The 16,043-nt window shown below is 73.3% G+C and carries 11 protein-coding genes; 5 read left to right on the top strand and 6 right to left on the bottom strand.

The annotated features are described in order from the left end of the window. Positions 1–82: 82 nt before the first annotated feature. Entirely contained in the window at positions 83–856 is a 774-nt protein-coding gene (locus WME76_RS43920) for a phosphoenolpyruvate--protein phosphotransferase (RefSeq protein ID WP_437958107.1), read from the bottom strand. A gap of 352 nt (positions 857–1,208) precedes the next feature. On the opposite strand from WME76_RS43920, the gene WME76_RS43915 reads away from it, so the two are divergent. Continuing rightward, a complete protein-coding gene (locus tag WME76_RS43915; RefSeq protein WP_437962231.1) occupies positions 1,209–1,823 on the top strand; it encodes a transposase in 615 nt (204 codons plus the stop codon). 265 nt (positions 1,824–2,088) lie between these two features. Here WME76_RS43915 and WME76_RS43910 read toward each other — a convergent pair whose 3' ends face one another. Together WME76_RS43910 and WME76_RS43905 are read right to left on the bottom strand one after the other, a co-directional pair. Next, positions 2,089–2,283 (bottom strand): sigma factor, encoded by a 195-nt coding sequence (locus WME76_RS43910; protein WP_437962230.1) that lies wholly within the window; start codon positions 2,281–2,283, stop codon positions 2,089–2,091. A 9-nt stretch (positions 2,284–2,292) separates the two neighbouring features. Further along, positions 2,293–2,751: a hypothetical protein gene (locus tag WME76_RS43905; protein WP_437958106.1), complete on the bottom strand. Its 459-nt coding sequence runs from the start codon at positions 2,749–2,751 to the stop codon at positions 2,293–2,295. 962 nt (positions 2,752–3,713) lie between these two features. On the opposite strand from WME76_RS43905, the gene WME76_RS43900 reads away from it, so the two are divergent. From WME76_RS43900 to WME76_RS43890, 3 genes are all read left to right on the top strand, one after another. Continuing rightward, positions 3,714–7,340 (top strand): hypothetical protein, encoded by a 3,627-nt coding sequence (locus WME76_RS43900; protein WP_437958105.1) that lies wholly within the window; start codon positions 3,714–3,716, stop codon positions 7,338–7,340. A 132-nt stretch (positions 7,341–7,472) separates the two neighbouring features. After that, the gene (locus WME76_RS43895) at positions 7,473–8,636 is read left to right on the top strand and encodes an acyl-CoA dehydrogenase family protein (protein WP_437958104.1); all 1,164 of its coding nucleotides are present in this window, start codon (positions 7,473–7,475) and stop codon (positions 8,634–8,636) included. 88 nt (positions 8,637–8,724) lie between these two features. After that, on the top strand, positions 8,725–9,915 hold the full coding sequence (locus tag WME76_RS43890; protein ID WP_437958103.1) for a glycosyltransferase: 1,191 nt from the start codon (positions 8,725–8,727) through the stop codon (positions 9,913–9,915). Between the two features lie 5 nt (positions 9,916–9,920). On the opposite strand, the gene chrA is transcribed toward WME76_RS43890, so the two are convergent. The 3 genes from chrA to WME76_RS43875 form a co-directional block, all read right to left on the bottom strand. Beyond that, complete coding sequence (gene chrA / locus WME76_RS43885) at positions 9,921–11,132, bottom strand: chromate efflux transporter (protein ID WP_437958102.1); 1,212 nt, start codon at positions 11,130–11,132, stop codon at positions 9,921–9,923. A gap of 102 nt (positions 11,133–11,234) precedes the next feature. Further along, complete coding sequence (locus tag WME76_RS43880; protein WP_437958101.1) at positions 11,235–13,412, bottom strand: VWA domain-containing protein; 2,178 nt, start codon at positions 13,410–13,412, stop codon at positions 11,235–11,237. Between the two features lie 247 nt (positions 13,413–13,659). Further along, positions 13,660–13,863 carry a DUF5522 domain-containing protein gene (locus WME76_RS43875; protein WP_437958100.1) on the bottom strand — a complete coding sequence of 68 codons (204 nt, stop codon included), beginning with the start codon at positions 13,861–13,863 and terminating at the stop codon, positions 13,660–13,662. 200 nt (positions 13,864–14,063) lie between these two features. Here WME76_RS43875 and WME76_RS43870 point away from each other — a divergent pair, with 200 nt between their 5' ends. Continuing rightward, complete coding sequence (locus WME76_RS43870) at positions 14,064–16,016, top strand: hypothetical protein (protein ID WP_437958099.1); 1,953 nt, start codon at positions 14,064–14,066, stop codon at positions 16,014–16,016. Positions 16,017–16,043: the final 27 nt, after the last annotated feature.

Below are 16,043 nucleotides of genomic sequence, written 5' to 3'. Positions count from 1 at the left end.
CGAGGTGATCGGCGAACGGCGTCGTCCTCGCGCGGTGGGTGGGATGGCCGGTCGCCTGCCGGCGGGCATGCGGGGAGCGGCGCTATCCGATCGGCTCAGGCTCGCCCTGGGTCTTCTTCCTGGCGCTGGCGGCGCGGGCCCGCTGTTCGGCGCGCCGCGCTTCTTCCGCCGCGTCCTCGTACGGCGAGAGCAGCCGGTCACGGAGGAGCGCGTGCGTCTCGTCCTTGTCGTCGTCGTACTCGGCATGGACCTGGACCAGGAGCGTGCCATAGGCCTCGTGCCACGCCTCGACCGCCTTGACGGCCGGATCCGCGCCCTTCGCCTCGGTGACACCGAGCTTCTTGCCGTACAGCTCCGTCCAGCGCTGCAGTCGGCCTGCCTCGGCCGAGAGGCCGAGTCGCTCGACCGCCGCCTTCACGTCCTTGCCGCCGAGCGCCTTGACCATCGCGCTCATGCGCACCCACTGCTGGGAGTAGACGAGGCGGATGAAGTCGGTGCCCGACGACAGCACCTCCGAGCGCACCAGCAGCGCATCGCGACGGCGCGCCGCCTCGTCATCCGTCAGCGGCAGGATGTCGTCGTGATCGAACGCGCGCTCGACGGCGGCGAGCAGGCTGCTGAACGCTCCGATGCACCTGTCGGTGCCGCGATCGATCTCCACCATCGTGGCGTCGAGGCTCCCGAGCGCATTGAGTGCCTCGGTGGACGCGATGACGGACTGAACCGCTGCGTCGACCTTGGCAGCGAGCTTGATCTTCTTCGATTTCAGCGCCTCCCGGTGAGCGGCGAGCTTCGTACCTGCAACAATGCACCCGCTCGGCGTGAGCCGGCGGGCGAGTAATGCGGCTTTTCCCATCAGACCCGGCTATCGGGCGCACGATGACCCGGCAAGGCGGCAGCACGCCTTCGACGCACCGCGACATGCCGGCCGGCGTCCCCCCACGCGCCGCTGCACGCCGGCCGGCGTCCCCCCACGCGCCGCCGCACGCCGGCGGGCGTCCCCCCACGCGCCGCTGCACGCCGGCCGGCGTCCCCCCACGCGCCGCCGGGTGGGTGCCCGGCAGCGCTGGTCTCCGGGACACACGAGGCGCGGCCCCGTACCTCACCCGTGGTGGCGCCGCGTCGAGCTCCACCGAGGCTGAGCGCGCGCGCCGCGCTCCAGGGCACCGGGACCGACAGTCCAACTCACGCGTTCGTCAGGCTGATCTCTGGGAACCCGAGCCACTCCCCATCGAGCCACGAGAGCACGCGCCGGTGCGCACCATGCCGCGGCGAGGGAGGCGCTGTTACGCTACGTCCTGCGGCCCCCGATCGCAGAAGAGCGCGTCGCGATGCAACAGGACAGCTTGGCGCGGCTGTCGCTCAAGCGCGCCTTTGCCGACGGGACGCTCGCGGTCGACATGGATCCGCTCTCGCTCTTGTGCCGGCTCGTGACCAGCGTCCCAACGCCGCGCTTTCACACCGTCAAGTACGCGGGGGTGCTCGCATCGACAAGCCCATGGCGCAAGCTGATCGGACCGCGCCCTGCGAAGCCGCAAGAGCCCGCGAAGGCGGACGACGAGCCCGCTCCCAAACGCAAGCCGGGCGGCTATCGGCCGTGGGCCGAACTGCTGCGCCGCACGTTTGCGATCGATGTGCTCGAGTGCCCGACCTGCAAGGGCAGGATGAAGCTCGTCGCCATGCTCACCCAGCCCAGGAGCATCGCCCGCTTCCTCAGCGCGCTCGGTGAGCCCACCGACGTTCCAGCGCGCTCACACAACCGGGGGCCGCCGTACTGGAAGAGCACCGTCCTGCGCCGCAAGGCGCTCGGCGACGCCGCGTAGCCTACCGCAAGAACACCCCGGGCCAGTAGAAAAGCCTGGAGGGCGACTTGTGCCCGCGGCACGCCGATGCGCCGCTTTGCGCGCGCCGCACCGCGTCCGAACCACTCTCTTTCGCCCCATGAACGAGCCGCCGCGACGTTCGCGCTCCCGCCGCTTCGGTTCGCCGCGCCACACTTCATCGCGCAGCGAACCGGCTTCTTTTACCTACACGCTTCAAGGACGCATCCTGCTTCGGCGCCCTCGTCGACCGCTTCGCCCAGCACTGTCACACCAGACACGGCCTCGCCGCCTCACCCCGAGGCGGCGAGGCGGTCGGGTAGGCAGGATCGAACCGATCCAGGCTCTCGTAAGCCGCGAGCAGGACGTCCTGGGACAGATCGTCGAAGGTCGGGCTCGGCGACCCCAGGAGCCGGAGCGCGCGGGGGAGGACCTCCGTCGCGGCGTGGGGTCGCGTCGGCAGCTATGAGGGTTACGTCGGGCCCGTGTAGACCGTCGTGCACTTGAGGATGTCCTTGGCGACCGAATGGCAGGAACTGAGCCCTGGCAACACCGCGCCTGGGACCGCCATCCGCACGCACACCGATGGAGTTTCACTGGACACGTACACGTTACCGAGCTGCGTGCCCCCCGACAGCGTGCACGCCGACGGGCTTCCAGCGGGCGTGTAGACCGTCGTGCACTTGAGGATGTCCTTGGCGACCGAATGGCAGGAATCGAGCCCAGCCACCAGCGCGCCACTGACCTGTTTCCGCACGCACACCTGCGGATCCTCTGGAGTGACATCCACATTTCCGAGCTGTGTCCCCCCCGCCATCGTACATCCCTTCGGAATTGCCGTGGCGGGGTCGCTCGTCAACATCGCCGAGGCCAGCAGCGCAAACCCGAAAGCGCCTGCCAGAGCGGCGCCACCCTTGCGAACGGACGTCATACGCACCCTCCCGGGCTCAGCCAGCGTGCGGCGCATGGACGCCGCGTGCAGGGGCTCGACCGAGTCGCTTGTGTCCCCGCCTACGATCACACATAGGTTCGTTGGCTATCCAGCGCAAGCGACCGCACTGGAAACATCCGAGGCACCTTGACGCGGCCCCGCGTGGCCCCTTGGCGCAGGAGACGCGCTCGGCGCAGTCCACAACGTGCTGCCTTTTCCGGAGCCAACAAATATGAGGGAAACTGCACGATCGGAGCCCGGACGAGCCTCTGAATCCGAAGGACCAGCGGCACTACCGTGAGATCCGAGCGTCGCGTCGAAGCTCCGCCGACCCGGCGGCGGCCGAGCAGGGTCGACGGGACCGACCGCGCTCGCCGCAGGCGTCACGACGCGAGGGGCAGAAATCTGCAGATCGGGGTGGCAATCAACATCCCCCACGCGCCGCTGCACGCCGGCGGGCGTCCCCCCACGCGCCGCCGCACGCCGGCGGGCGTCCCCCCACGCGCCGCTGCACGCCGGCGGGCGTCCCCCCACGCGCCGCTGCACGCCGGCGGGCGTCCCCCCACGCGCCGCCGCACGCCGGCGGGCGTCCCCCCACCCGCCGCCGCACGCCGGCGGGCGTCCCCCACCGCCCGCCAGGAGGCCGGCCAGGGATCCTGGCGAGAGATTTCAACGCAAAGGCGCAAAGGCGCAAAAAGACAATTTTTGTGCATTTTCGCGCCGTTGCGCGCTTCGCGTGCTGGCGTTGACCCACGCTCCGCGCGCAGGGCAGATCCCCGGACGCGAGAACAACCAAAATTCCTTGTATTTTTGCGTCTTTGCGCCTTTGCGCCTTTGCGCCTTTGCGTTGAAATCTCTCTGCGCCCGCGAGGCAGATCGCTGACAGGATTTCTGCCCCGCGGTACTAGGCTCGGCCGCCGCCCCCGCCCGGCCGCGCCGCAAGGGGGCGACGCGTGCGAAGAATGCGACGTCCCCGAACCCCCCTCCCCGTGATCTCCGCGCTGCTCGTGCCGCTCGCCTGCGGCGCGGGCGCGTGCTCCGGCCGCCCGATGACGGCATCCCCCGCGCCCGCCAGCACGGCGGCGCGCGCCGCAGGCCGCGGGCCTGCCGCGGCCGCGACGGCTGCACCCCCGGTCGACGCGCTCACGGCGACGTCCGGCGGCGCGGCGCAGCCCGGGCGCACGCCGCTCGGCGCGCCGCTGGTGGAGCCGCTCCCGTTCGACATCGAGCCGTCGCTCGACGGCCGCTCGGTGATGTTCGTCGCCGGGACGTCGTCGGATCGGGTCGGCTGGGTGCGGCGCCTCGACGCCGCGACGGGCGAGCTCGGGCCGCCGCTCCAGCTCGTCGACGAGCACCTGGCCGGCGCGCTCTCGTCGGCCGGCGGGGGCACCACGCTGATCACCGCGCAGGGCGACGAGCTCTGCGCGACGGCGTTCCTGCCCGGCGAGACCTCGGCCGCGTCGCGCGCGTGCGCGAAGGTCCGCGCGCACGCGATGGCGGCCGTGGGCGAGCGCGTCGCGCTGCTCGAGCTCGAGGCCGTCGGCGGCACCGCGAAGCGCGACAAGGCCGCCGCGGCGAAGCCCGCCCGCAAGACGCCGGCGGCGAAGCGGGACGGGAAGGCCGCGGGGGCGCGCGACAAGGCGGCCGAGAAGAAGCGCGGCAAGGCGCTCGAGAAGAAGCGCGACAAGCGCGGCGCCGACCGCAAGCGCGACGGCCGGCCCCGGAAGAACGCTCGCCCGGCGCCGCGGCCGAAGCGGCCGGATCCGCTGCCCGAGGTCGAGGTGCGGGTCCGGTGGATCTCGCCGGGCGAAGGGATCGCGGCGACGTCGGCGCCCACCGGGCTGCGCTTCCGGCCGCCGCTCGACGGCATGGGGCTGATCGACGCCGGCGGGAGGCCGGGCGCGATCGACCTGCTCCACTACGCGGCGAGCTCGAAGAAGACGAGCACGTCGTGGCTCGGGAGCGCGCAGATCGCCTTCGCCTCCCTCGGGGAGGACGGCAAGCTCGATCCGGGCCGGCGCGCCGTCGTGGTCGAGGGAGATCTCGAGTACGGCGCGCTGCGCGGCCACCTGGATCCGCGCCTCGCGACCGCGAGCGCGGGCTCGGTGGTCGTCGACGTGACCGGCCGCAACGGGGCGTGCCAGGCGACGCGCGTGGCGCCGTCGCTCCAGCGGCTCGGCGCCGGCGGCGGTCCCAGGGCGGTCTGCGCCGTGGATCCGGCGCGCCTCGCGGACGCGACCCCGCTCGCGCCGGCCGAGATCGCCGCGCTCGAGCGCATCGCCGCGAGCGGCGCCCGGCGCGCGCCGGGGCAGCCGGCGTACGATCCGGGCCTCGCCGCGTGGGCGGGAGATCGCGCGTACTTCCAGGCGAGCGCCGGCGCGCTGTTCTCGGCCTCGCGCGCCGACGGGCAGCCGCGCCGCGAGCCGGACCCGTTCCCGGCGCGGCGCGCGCGCATCGCGTGGGGCGCGCTCACGACCGACGGCGAGGGGCTCGCGTTCGCCGCGGGGCAGCTCCACCGGATCGACGCGCGCGGGCAGCTCGCCGCGGCGCCGGCCGGCGCGCCGGAGGGCCTCGGCGCCGCGACGCCGGGAGCCCCCGGCGTCGCAACGTCGGGAGCCCCCGGCGTCGCAACGTCGGGAGCCCCCGGCGCCGCGACGCCGGGAGCCCTCGGCGCCGCGACGTCACGAGGCGCGCCGGGAACGCCGATCGACGCGCCGGACCGCGCCGCGGACAGGCGGCGCGCCGCGCGCATCGGCGCGTCCTGGTGGCTCGCGAGGACCGACGTGGTGCGGCTCCTGCCAGAGCCCCTCGCGGTGCCCGCGCTGCGGGGGCGCGCCCACGAAGGCGGCACGGCGCTCGTCGGCGGCCGCGAGCGGGGGCTCTTCCTCGAGGTGCTCGGCGACCGGCTCCAGATCACCGGGATCGACGCCTCGGGCGCGCTCATCGCGCCGGGCGCGCCGCGCCCGCTCGTCGCGCCGGGCGCGCTCGCGCAGGTCGCGCCCGGCGCCAGCGCCCCGGGCCGCGCGCCGCCCGCCGTCGCGATCGCATCGCCCGTGCGCGCGGGGTTCGACGCGTGCGAGCGCCGGGGCGGCGGGGCCATCGTGGCGGGCGTGAGCGCCGCGGATCCGACCCGGGTCGTGGCGCTGTCGATCGACGCGCTCGGCCGGCCCGGCGCGGCGCGCGCGACCTCGCTGCCGCTCGCCGAGGGCGACGTCGCGGTGCGGCTCGTCGCCCTGCCCGAGGGGGGCGCGCTGCTCAGCGACGCGGCCCGGCGCCACGTGGTGTGGCTCGACGACGACGGCGCGGAGCTCGCGTCGCAGCCGTGGCCGGCGGACGACACCGGCGCGCTCTGCGTCGACGGGCAGCCCGCGCGGCGCGCGGTCCCGGCCCCCTCGCCCGGGGCGTTCGTGACCGTCCCGGAGCTGGCGGCCCCCGGCGCCTGCGTGGTGGGCGACGCCGTCTGGACCGCCGACGGCAGCCTGCGGTGGTTCGGGAGCGCGGTGAGCGGCCTCGACGCGCAGGCCGAGGCGGGCGTCGCGCGCCCCGCGCTGACGGCGACCGCGGGCGGCGCGGGCGCGGCGGTGCGCCCGGCCGCGGCGGAGCCCGGCGAGGCGCCCGCCCCCGCGCCGCCGGGCGCGCCCGCGTGCCCCGCGGACATGGTCGCCGTCGACGGCGGCCGCTTCTGCGTCGATCGCTTCGAGGCGATGCTCGTCGACGGCGCCACCGGACAGGCGCTCTCGCCCGACTACCCGTCGACCCCGAACCTCCTCGAGCTCACGCTCGCCGAGTGGTCGACCGGCCGGCGGAGGCTCGGCGACGTCCACGCGCGCGCCTTCCCGCTGCCGCTGCTCCCCGGATGGCAGCGCGGCCGCGCGACCGCCGCCGTGGCCCGCTCCCGGCCCGGGGCGCGGCCGAGCGGCTACGTGACCGGCCTCGTGGCCGAGAGCGCCTGCGCCGCCGCCGGCAAGCGGCTGTGCTCGGTCGAGGAGTTCGTCACGGCGTGCCGCGGCGAGGACGACACGCTGTACCCGTACGGCGACACGTTCGAGGAGGGCGCGTGCAATGTCTTCCGGGCGGGGCACCCCGCGTCCGCGCTCCACGGCAACGCGTCGATCGGCCACCTGGATCCGCGGCTGAACCGCGTGCGCGTCGGCCGGGAGCCGCTCCTCCGGGAGACGGGCGAGAGCCCCCGGTGCAGGAGCCGCTGGGGCAGCGACGCTGTCTACGACCTCGTGGGCAACCTCGACGAGTGGGTGAACGAGCCGGGCGGCGCGTTCGCCGGCGGCTTCTACTCGCGCTCGACCCGCGCGGGCTGCGAGGCGCTCGTCACGTCCCACCCGCGGAGCTACCTCGACTACTCGACCGGCGTCCGCTGCTGTCAGGACGGGCCCTCGACGGCGGCGACAGGCATGGAGTCGCCGCCGGGCGCTCCCGCGGCGCCCGGCGGCTCAACCCCGCGGCCGCCCGGGGACCTGCCGGAGCATCCCGGCCAGGGCGAACACGGCGGAGATCACCAGGAGCACGTGGATCCAGGTGCTCCCGGGCAGGACACCGAACACGGAGAGCAGCCACATCAGCAGCGACACTAGGGCCACGCTCCAGAGCACCACATCGGTCCAGTGTTTCATTCGGCCCCTCTCGACAGGGTTCGTCCAGGGATGAAGCGAATCGCGTGCCACGCCGTCGCGGGCGCGCGCTTTCACGTGCTAGGTTGGGCGGTGATGAGCGCGTCATCCTCCGCCATGGAAAGCGATCTAGAAAACCCGACGGAAGAGCACCGGATGCTGCGGCAGATGGTGCGCGATTTCGCCCGCGAGGTCGTCGAGCCGCAGGCCGACGAGCACGACCGCACCGCCAGCCTCAACGTCCCCTTGATGCAGCGGCTGGGCGAGCTCGGCCTGCTCGGCGTGACCGTACCCGCGGAATACGGGGGCGCGGGCATGGACGCGCTCGCCGCCGTGATCGTCCACCACGAGCTCGCGAAGAGCGACCCCGGGTTCACGCTCGCGTACCTCGCGCACGCGATGCTGTTCGTGAACAACTTCTTCCACGCCGGCAACGACGAGCAGCGCGCGCGCTACCTGCCCAAGGTGCTCTCCGGCGAGTGGATCGGCGCGATGGGCATGACCGAGCCCTCGAGCGGGACAGACGTGCTCGGCATGAAGACGTTCGCCCGGCGCGACGGGGACCGGTACATCCTGAAAGGGCGCAAGGCGCTCATCACCAATGCCCCGGAGGCCAAGATCTTCCTCGTCTACGCGACGATCGAGGGCAGGATCACCACCTTCGTGGTGGAGCGGGAGTTCCCCGGGTTCTCGACCGACGAGAAGACCCCGAAGATGGGAATGCGGGCGAGCACGATGAGCGAGCTCATCTTCGACGATTGCGTCGTGCCCGCCCGGAACGTCCTTGGCCCGGAGGGCGGCGGGATCCGCAACATGATGAGGAACCTCGAGCTGGAGCGCCTCACCCTGGCCGCCATGAGCCTCGGGATCGCGGATCGCTGTCTGGACATCATGATCCAGTACGCCGGAGAGCGAAGGAGCTTCGGCAAGCCGATCGCGGAGCACGGGCAGATCCAGCGCTACATCGCGGAGAGCTACGCGAAGACCGAGGCGGCGCGCGCGCTCATCTACTCGGTGGCGCGCAACGTCAGCCCCGATCGGCGGAACCGGCTCGGGACGGACGCGGCGAAGCTCTTCGCGGCGCCGGTCGGCAAGGAGGTGGCCGACAACGCCATGCAGGTGCTCGGCGGCTGGGGATACTGCACCGAATACAAGGTGGAGCGGTTCTTCCGGGACGCCAAGCTGCTCGAGATCGGCGGCGGTACGCTCGAGTCCCATCAGAAGAACATCACCCGGGAGCTGATCGGCCGCATGAGCTGACGCTGTCACGCCTCGGTCGCGAAAAGGCAGCGCTGGGTTTGCGGTCCGGCCATCGAGACGCCACGCGTCTCCGTCAGCATCGCCATCCATGGATTGGGGAGATCTGGCGACGGTCGCGCCGACGGCGCTGTCATCCATCATCTATGCGACGCTTCAGGCCTCCTTCCAGTGGAGGCTCACGCGGCATCGCTTCAAGGCGCGCCGCGGCGCGCCGAGGCCGCTCGGCGCGACCCCGCTCGTCAGCATCCTCAAGCCGGTGGCCGGCATGGACGATGAGCTCGCCAGCAATATCGAGTCCTTCGCCCACCTCGATTATCCATGTTACGAGCTCGTCTTCGGCGTCGCCTCGCGCGAGGACCCGGCGGTGCCGGTGATCCAGGCCTTCATCGCGGCGCACCCCGAGGTGCGGGCGCGGCTCTGCCTGACGGACCCGAGCGAGGCGTTGAACCCGAAGGTGGCGCAGCTCCTCGAGCTCGAGCGCAGGGCGGAGGGCAGCGTCCTCGTCATCTCGGACGCCAACGTGCGTGTCCGCCCGGACTACCTCCAGTCGCTGCTGTCGATCTTGATGCGGCCCGGCGTGGGGCTCGTCTCGAGCGTGGTCGTGGGCACGGGGGAGCGCACGCTCGGCGCGGTGGTCGAGAACGCGCAGCTCGGGTCGTTCATCGCGCCCGGGGTCGTCGCGGCGGCCGAGCTCGCGGGGCGGGCGATCAGCGTGGGCAAATCGATGGCGATGCGGCGGGTCGATCTCGATCGGGTGGGAGGGTTCGAGGGCGTGGCCAGCGTGCTGGCGGAGGACGACGTGCTCGGGCAGCGCTTCAGCGCGTGCGGGTTCGTCGTCGAGCTCTGCCTGGATCCGATCGAGAACCGCAACACGAGCTGCTCGCTCATGCGCACGCTGGATCGGCACACCCGCTGGGCGAAGATGCGGCGCGCGCTCGCTCCGCGCTGCTTCGTGATGGAGCCGCTCAACTCGCCGCTGCTGATCGCCTGGCTGACCGTGCTGCTCAGCCCGACGCGCCTCGCGCTGGAGATCTGGCTGTTCGCCTGGATGTTGCAGAGCCTGGGGACGTTCCTGGCGCTGAGATCGCTGCGGCCGACGGGCTCCAACCTGGCGCTGGTGGCCGCGGAGCCGCTGCGGACGCTGTGCTGGTTCTTCTGCTGGCTGAACGCTTACTCGAACCGGCGGGTCGCCTGGCGGGGGAACGCGTTCACCATCGGGGCGGGGTCGGAGCTGGTGGCGGCGGAAGAGCCGGCTTCCTTGCGATCGCCGGCCAGGTAACGGGCTCAGAGGTGGACCGAGGCGATGCCGAGGGCGGCGCCGGCCACGATCAGCCAGAGCGAGCTCACGCGGCAACGGACCAGGAGGAGCGCCGCGAGGAGGGCAAGGGCGGCGGTGAGCCAGTCGACCACCGCGGCCCGGGCGAGGCGGTAGGAGACGACCGCCATCAACGCGAGCGACGCGGCGTTCACGCCGTCGAGGAAGGCCGAGGCCACGGCAGAACGACGCAGGCGGGGGATCAGCGGGCCGCTCAGCGCGACGAAGAAGAACGCCGGAAGGAAGATGCCCGCCGTGGCGACGACAGCGCCCGGAACCCCGCCGAGGAGATAGCCGATGAACGTCGCCGTGGTGAAGACGGGACCGGGCGTCACCTGGCCGACCGCGACCGCGTCGAGGAGCTGCGCCTCCGTCATCCACCGGTACCGCTCGACGAGATCGGCGCGGAGAAACGCGAGGAGCACGTAGCCGCTCCCGAAGAGGACCGAGCCGACCTTGAGAAAGAACAGGAACAGCGGCAGGAGCCCGAACGGCGCGCTCGCCACCGCGGCCGTCGCGGCGACCCCGCCGGCGAGCGGGACGGCGGCGCCGCCGGCGAGCGGGACGGCGGCCGCCGCGCCGGCAGAGGGGCCGGCGGAGCGCCCGGCGGCGAGCCGGTGCGCCACCGCGAGGGCGCCGGCGCCGGCCAGGACCGCGAGCTCGTGGACCCCGAGCAGGATGGCGCCAGCGCAGAGCGCCGCGAGGACGAGCGAGGGCGTCGAGCGCAAGCCGGCGCGGCCGAGACCCCAGAGCGCCTGGACCACCACGGCGATGATCACCGGCTTCACCCCGTAGAGGAGCGCTGACATCTCCGGCACCGCGCCGAACCGGACATAGCCCCACGCAAAGCCGAGCGTGATCAGCGCCGCCGGGATGATGAAGCAGCTCCCGGCCACGAGCAGCCCCGCCCATCCGGCCTGGCGGTGTCCGATGTGGATCGCGAGCTCGGTCGAGCTGGGCCCCGGGATCAGGTTCGTCGCGCCATAGAGATCGAGGAAGTCCTCGCGCGTCATCCAGCCGCGCCGGCGGACCACCTCGTCCTCCATCATCGCGACATGGGCGGCAGGGCCCCCGAAGGCCGTGGTCCCCAGCCGGAGAAAGAGCCACGCGAGCTCCCGGAGCGCCGCGCCGCGCGCCTGCCCGGACGCCCGGGCTCCGTCGCTGGCCAGGCCTTCACCCATGGGCCGTCTTTACCCGAAAACGGGCGCCGCCGCGCCTCCAGCGAGCCGCCGAGGGCGCGCCCTGGCGGCCTCCGGGCGCGGCCAGCGGCCGCCGCAGGCGCGTCAGTTGACCGGCGGCGGCGGGATCTCCGGCGGGACGAGGAAGAACACCTTGCGGGTGCTGAGCGTGGTCACGCCGTCGCCGGTGACGACGATGTTCGCCGTGAACATCTGCGGCTCCTCCGTGGGAGGCACCGAGACGTTGATCTTCGGGAGCACGTCGAAGCAGACCGTCGGCCCCGGGAAGACGTTGGTGAAGGTGTCCGCGACGGCGTCGAGGTTCTTGTCGATGACCCTGAGCCCGGAGGTGCAGGGCTCCGGGGCCAGGTTGTTGGCGATGATCCTGTCGACGAAGGCGCTCACGGCGTCGATCGTGTCGCTCTCGTCGTCCTCCGCCGCCGCCGAGATGTCGAGCGTGACGTAGGTCGTGAGCACCTTGATCGCCTGCACGACAGCCAGGTTCAGGCCGGTGCCGCTGCTGGAGACCACGAACACGAGCGGGCACTTGCCGTTCGTCGCCGCGACGCCCTTGCCGTTCTCGCCGGTGCAGCACTGGCCGACCGCGCACTGCGGCGGGCGCATGCCCTCCGGCCCCCACGCCGTCGGCGGAACCACCGAGCCGGTCGCGAGCGCGCCGGCCGTGAGGTCGGCCTTGGCCTGGCCCCCGTCGGAGGTGTTCGTCACCATGCCGATGACGCGGCCGCCCAGGCTGGTGATCGAGCTGAGCGCCTGCGTGTAGTTCGGCGATGAGAGCCTGGAGTAATTGTTGCCCGGTATCGTGCCGTTGTGGCTCGGCACGTCGGTGATCATCACCACGATGGGCAGCGAGCCGGTGCGGAAGCCGACGCCGCCGAGGGTCCCCACCGTCTCGCCCGCCGGGACCGTGCCAGGCGGCGCTGTCATCGGGTTGAACGCAGGCACCTCGGCGTCCCCCTCGGTCGTGCCCGTCCCGTGCGCGATCTGATAAAGGGCCTCCCAGCCGCTCTCCGGCAGATCATTGCCGCCGCTCGCCCTGAGCGAGTCCACCGCGTCCTGCACCGATGCCCGCCCCGCCGGCGTGAGCACGCTCATCACCCGGTGCTCCAGGAAGAACGGCTGATCGGAGGTATCCCCGTACGGAGAGATCGGGAAGTCCTTGTAATGGGTCACGCCGATGCCGATGCTCGGGATCTCCTCGGCGAGCTGATCGATCATCTCCTGGAGCGCGTGCTGCAGGTTCGAGATCGAGCCGCTCATCGAGCCGGTGGTGTCCATCGCGAACACCACGTCCGCCTGCGAGATGTTGGTCGAGAAGTCGAGCGTGTCCTGCGCCGGGGTCGGATCGTCGCGATACGGCACGACGAACACGAAATCCCCGTTGGCGTGGGGGTTGTCCAGATCGTCGTTCGGGTTCGTGCCGGCCGCGAGCTCGATGAGGTCGCCCACCCCGTCCTCATCCGTGTCCTCGCTCGCGGTGCTGGACTCTCCCGGGTCGAGCACGCCATCGCAATTGGTGTCCTCGAGCTGGTCGAGCAGGCCGTCGTTGTCGCTGTCCAGATCGAAGAAATCGCCCCCGCCGTCGAGGTCACTGTCGACCGGCGGCATGTCGGGATCACCGTCGCCCCGCTCGACCTCGTCGGGCCGGCAATCGTCGTCCGAGTCGAGGTCGCGGAACGCCGGGATCCCGTCGTTGTCGGCGTCGAGCTCTCGCTCGAAGCGATCCAGGAGGCCGTCGTTGTCGGAGTCGGTGTCGCGGAAGTCAGGCCGCCTGTCGTCGTCGGTGTTGATCGGATCGGACAGGTCCGCGCCGATCTCCAGCTTGTCAGAGAGGCCGTCGCCGTCGTCGTCGAGGTCCGCGTAATCGGGCAGACCATCGTCGTCGAGGTCGTCGTCGCCCTCCTCCCCGTCGGGGATCCCGTTCTCGTCGGAGTCCTCGTCCCGGAAATCGGGCACCCCGTCGTCGTCGCTGTCCGGCAGCGTCATTTGCCCTGGCCGGACAGCGCCCTCGACCTTGTCGGATATCCCGTCGTTGTCCGAGTCGGTGTCCTCGAAGTCCAGCTCGCCATCACCATCCGTGTCGATCGCGTCGATGCGCCCTTCGTCCTCGTCGGTGATGCCGTCCTCGTCCGTGTCCTCGACCTTCGGCGACGGCTCGCCGGTCGTCGTGGCCGGCGACGGCGGCTTGGTGTCCGACGCGGCGTTGCAGCCGAGCGGCACCGTGAGCAAGAGGCTGTAGAGAAGAGGGCGAAGACTGCGACGCATAGGAACTCCTGCGCGAATGTGGGTGCAAAATCCTAGACCCTTCGCTCAATCCGGATCAACCCACATTCCATGGCGAGCGTGCCCTCTCTGCCTTCGACAGCCCGGCGGATCGCCGCGGAGAGGTCACCGCGGACCGGCGGAACGCGCTTCTCCAGCAGCGGTCGAGATGGCGCCTGATGCGCTGGCAACGGAACGCAGGGCGCCTCCGCCGCAAGCGCTCGACCGCGACCTTACCGCCGCCTTTGCTTCAGAGAAGTTTCACGCGAGGCACCATGACGGTCACCGTCTCCCCCGCCGGCGCCGGCGCCTCTTCCCGGTAAGGGCAATGGCGGCACTTCGAGTTGCAACAGGTTCCGCGCTTCAGGTGATACGCCGCCTTGAAAACCACCCGGCCTCCCTCGAGGTAATAGTCCTCGCCCTCGATCGCCTTGGGAGGTTTCGGCCCGCGCATCTACCCTCGATCAAGCTACTCTGAAATGCGCACGCGCGCCATCGCGCGGACGGGCGCCATCGGGTCCTCCCGCCGTCCCCGTCCTCATCGTCAACCACCTCCTCGCGCGCGCTCGCGCCGGCGCCGCGACGTCCGCGCGCCTCCCGTGCTACGCCTGCGCCGCCCGCCGTACCTCGCCTTCAACGGCTGGTCCGCCTGCGATGCCCGATCGATCCTGCTCGAAGCTCCTCCGCGCCCTGCTCCCGCTCCTCGCCGCGACCGGCTGCGACGGCTGCCCGAGCTCCAGGCCGTACACGCCCTACACGCTCGGTTCGGCGACGCCCGCCGGCTCGCCGCCCCCGCTGAGCGGCGTGGCCCCCGGCGCGGCCGACGCCGGCCCCGAGGCCGACGCCGGCGACCAGGACGCCGCCGCCCCGCCCCGCTTCGCGGTCGTGCCCAGCGTCCCTGCGCCCGCGGGCGGCAAGCAGTGGCCGCTCGAGGGCGGCGCCGTGGTGGCCGCCCCGACCGGGCGCACCTTCGAGGCCGGGCTCCTCCTCGACGCCGACGGGGACGGCGCGCGCGACCTCGTCGCCTGGGCGCGGTCGCCCGACGGCCTGCGCGGCGAGCTCCTGTTCGCGCCCGCCGCGCGGCCGCAGGCGCTGCGCACGCTCGCCGCGCTCCCGGGCGACCTCGCCGCGCAGGGGTGCGCCCCGCGCGTCGGCCTGAGCCAGATCGGCCCGTCCGCGCTCACCTTCGATTTCGCCCCGCAGTGCGGCGATCAGCAGCGCGCCGCCAGCGCGGGCGCCACGCGCTGGATCGCGGTGCTCCGCCTCCCCGGCGCGGGCGCGCCGCCGGAGCTCGCCCTGGAGCTCCGCCTCCGGACCCCGCCGCCCGAGGAGGCGCTCTCCGCCTCCCTCGAGGTCGTCGACCGCGACGCGGACGGCCGCGACGACCTCGTGGTGTCGGTCGGCCTCGCGGGCGCGCTCCGCCCTTTCTCCGCCCCCCACCCCGCCTCCAAGGGCGCCGCCGCCGAGCTCCGCGTCCCGCTGGTCTTCCTCGATCGCCCCGCCGGCCTGTCGCGCGACGCGGCGCAGCCCGGCGAGGCGCTGCGCGGCCTCGCCGCCGCCCTGCTCCGCGACGCGCGCGGCAAGTCCACCGCGCCATCCGTGGCCGCCGCCGCACAGCGGCTGCGACGGCTCCACGCCGTCCTCTGCGCCGACGCCGCGGGCGGGGGCGGCGCGAGCGCCGGCCGCGACGCCGCGCGCGCGGGCGAGGCCCTCGTCTGGACGGGCGTCGGCCCCGTGCGCTGCGGGGAGCCAGGCCTCGCGGAGGCGATCGACCACGCCGAGGCGGTCGCCGCGTCCACGCGGGGCGCCCCGCTCGCGGCGATCGCGGCGCTCGACCGCGGCGGCGCCGAGCCACGCGCCAAGGAGGACGCCAGGCTCCTCGCGAAGCTCGCGCCGCCGGCGACGGCCGCCGCCGTGTACCGCACCGCCGCCGCGCCGCAGCCGGCCGGCCGCGGCGCCTTCGGCCCGCTCGCGTTCGAGGCGAGCGGCGCGCTGCTCGTCCGGACCGCGCAGGGCGTCGTGCGCGTCGATCCCGCGGCGTCCACCGAGTCGGCGACCGACGTCCCGCCCTGGCCCGCGGCGGTCCACGCCGGCCCGGCGCAGCTCGTCGCCGTCGAGCGGCGCTGCGACGCGCCCACGCTGCTCGCGCTGTTCCGCAGCGCCCCCGACGCCGTCGGCGAGATGGAGGTCCCGCTCCCGCTGCTCCGCGCCCAGGGCCCTCGCGCCCGCGCGGGCGCGGCCTCGCCCGAGCGCTGCGCCGGGACCGAGAAGCTGCCCTTCTCCCCGCTCGCCGCGTCCGAGCGCGGCTTCGACATCGCCCTCGGCGCCGCGCTCGTCTCGATCGACCTGCGCGCCGCCGCGCCGACGTCGGCCGCGCTGTCGTTCCCGCTCACCACGCCCGCCCCGCAGGGCGCGCCGCGGTCGCCCGACGGCGCCACGCTCGCGGTCCCCGCCGCCGGCGGGCTCCTCGTCGCGACGGCGGGCGGCGCCGCGCGCCTCTGGTCGGGCGGCGATCTCGCGCAGGCGACGGCGTGCGCGCCGGCCAACGGGGGTGCCCGCGTCGCGTGCGTCGTCGGCGCGGCTGCGGTGATCTTCGAGGCGAAGTGACCCCCGACGGCACGTCGCCCCCGGGGT

Origin of the sequence: Sorangium sp. So ce119, assembly GCF_051524405.1 — a bacterium.
GTDB lineage: Bacteria > Myxococcota_A > Polyangia > Polyangiales > Polyangiaceae > Sorangium > Sorangium cellulosum_G.
Note: the sequence above shows the minus strand (reverse complement) of the source record. Positions and strands in the feature narration are given on the sequence as shown.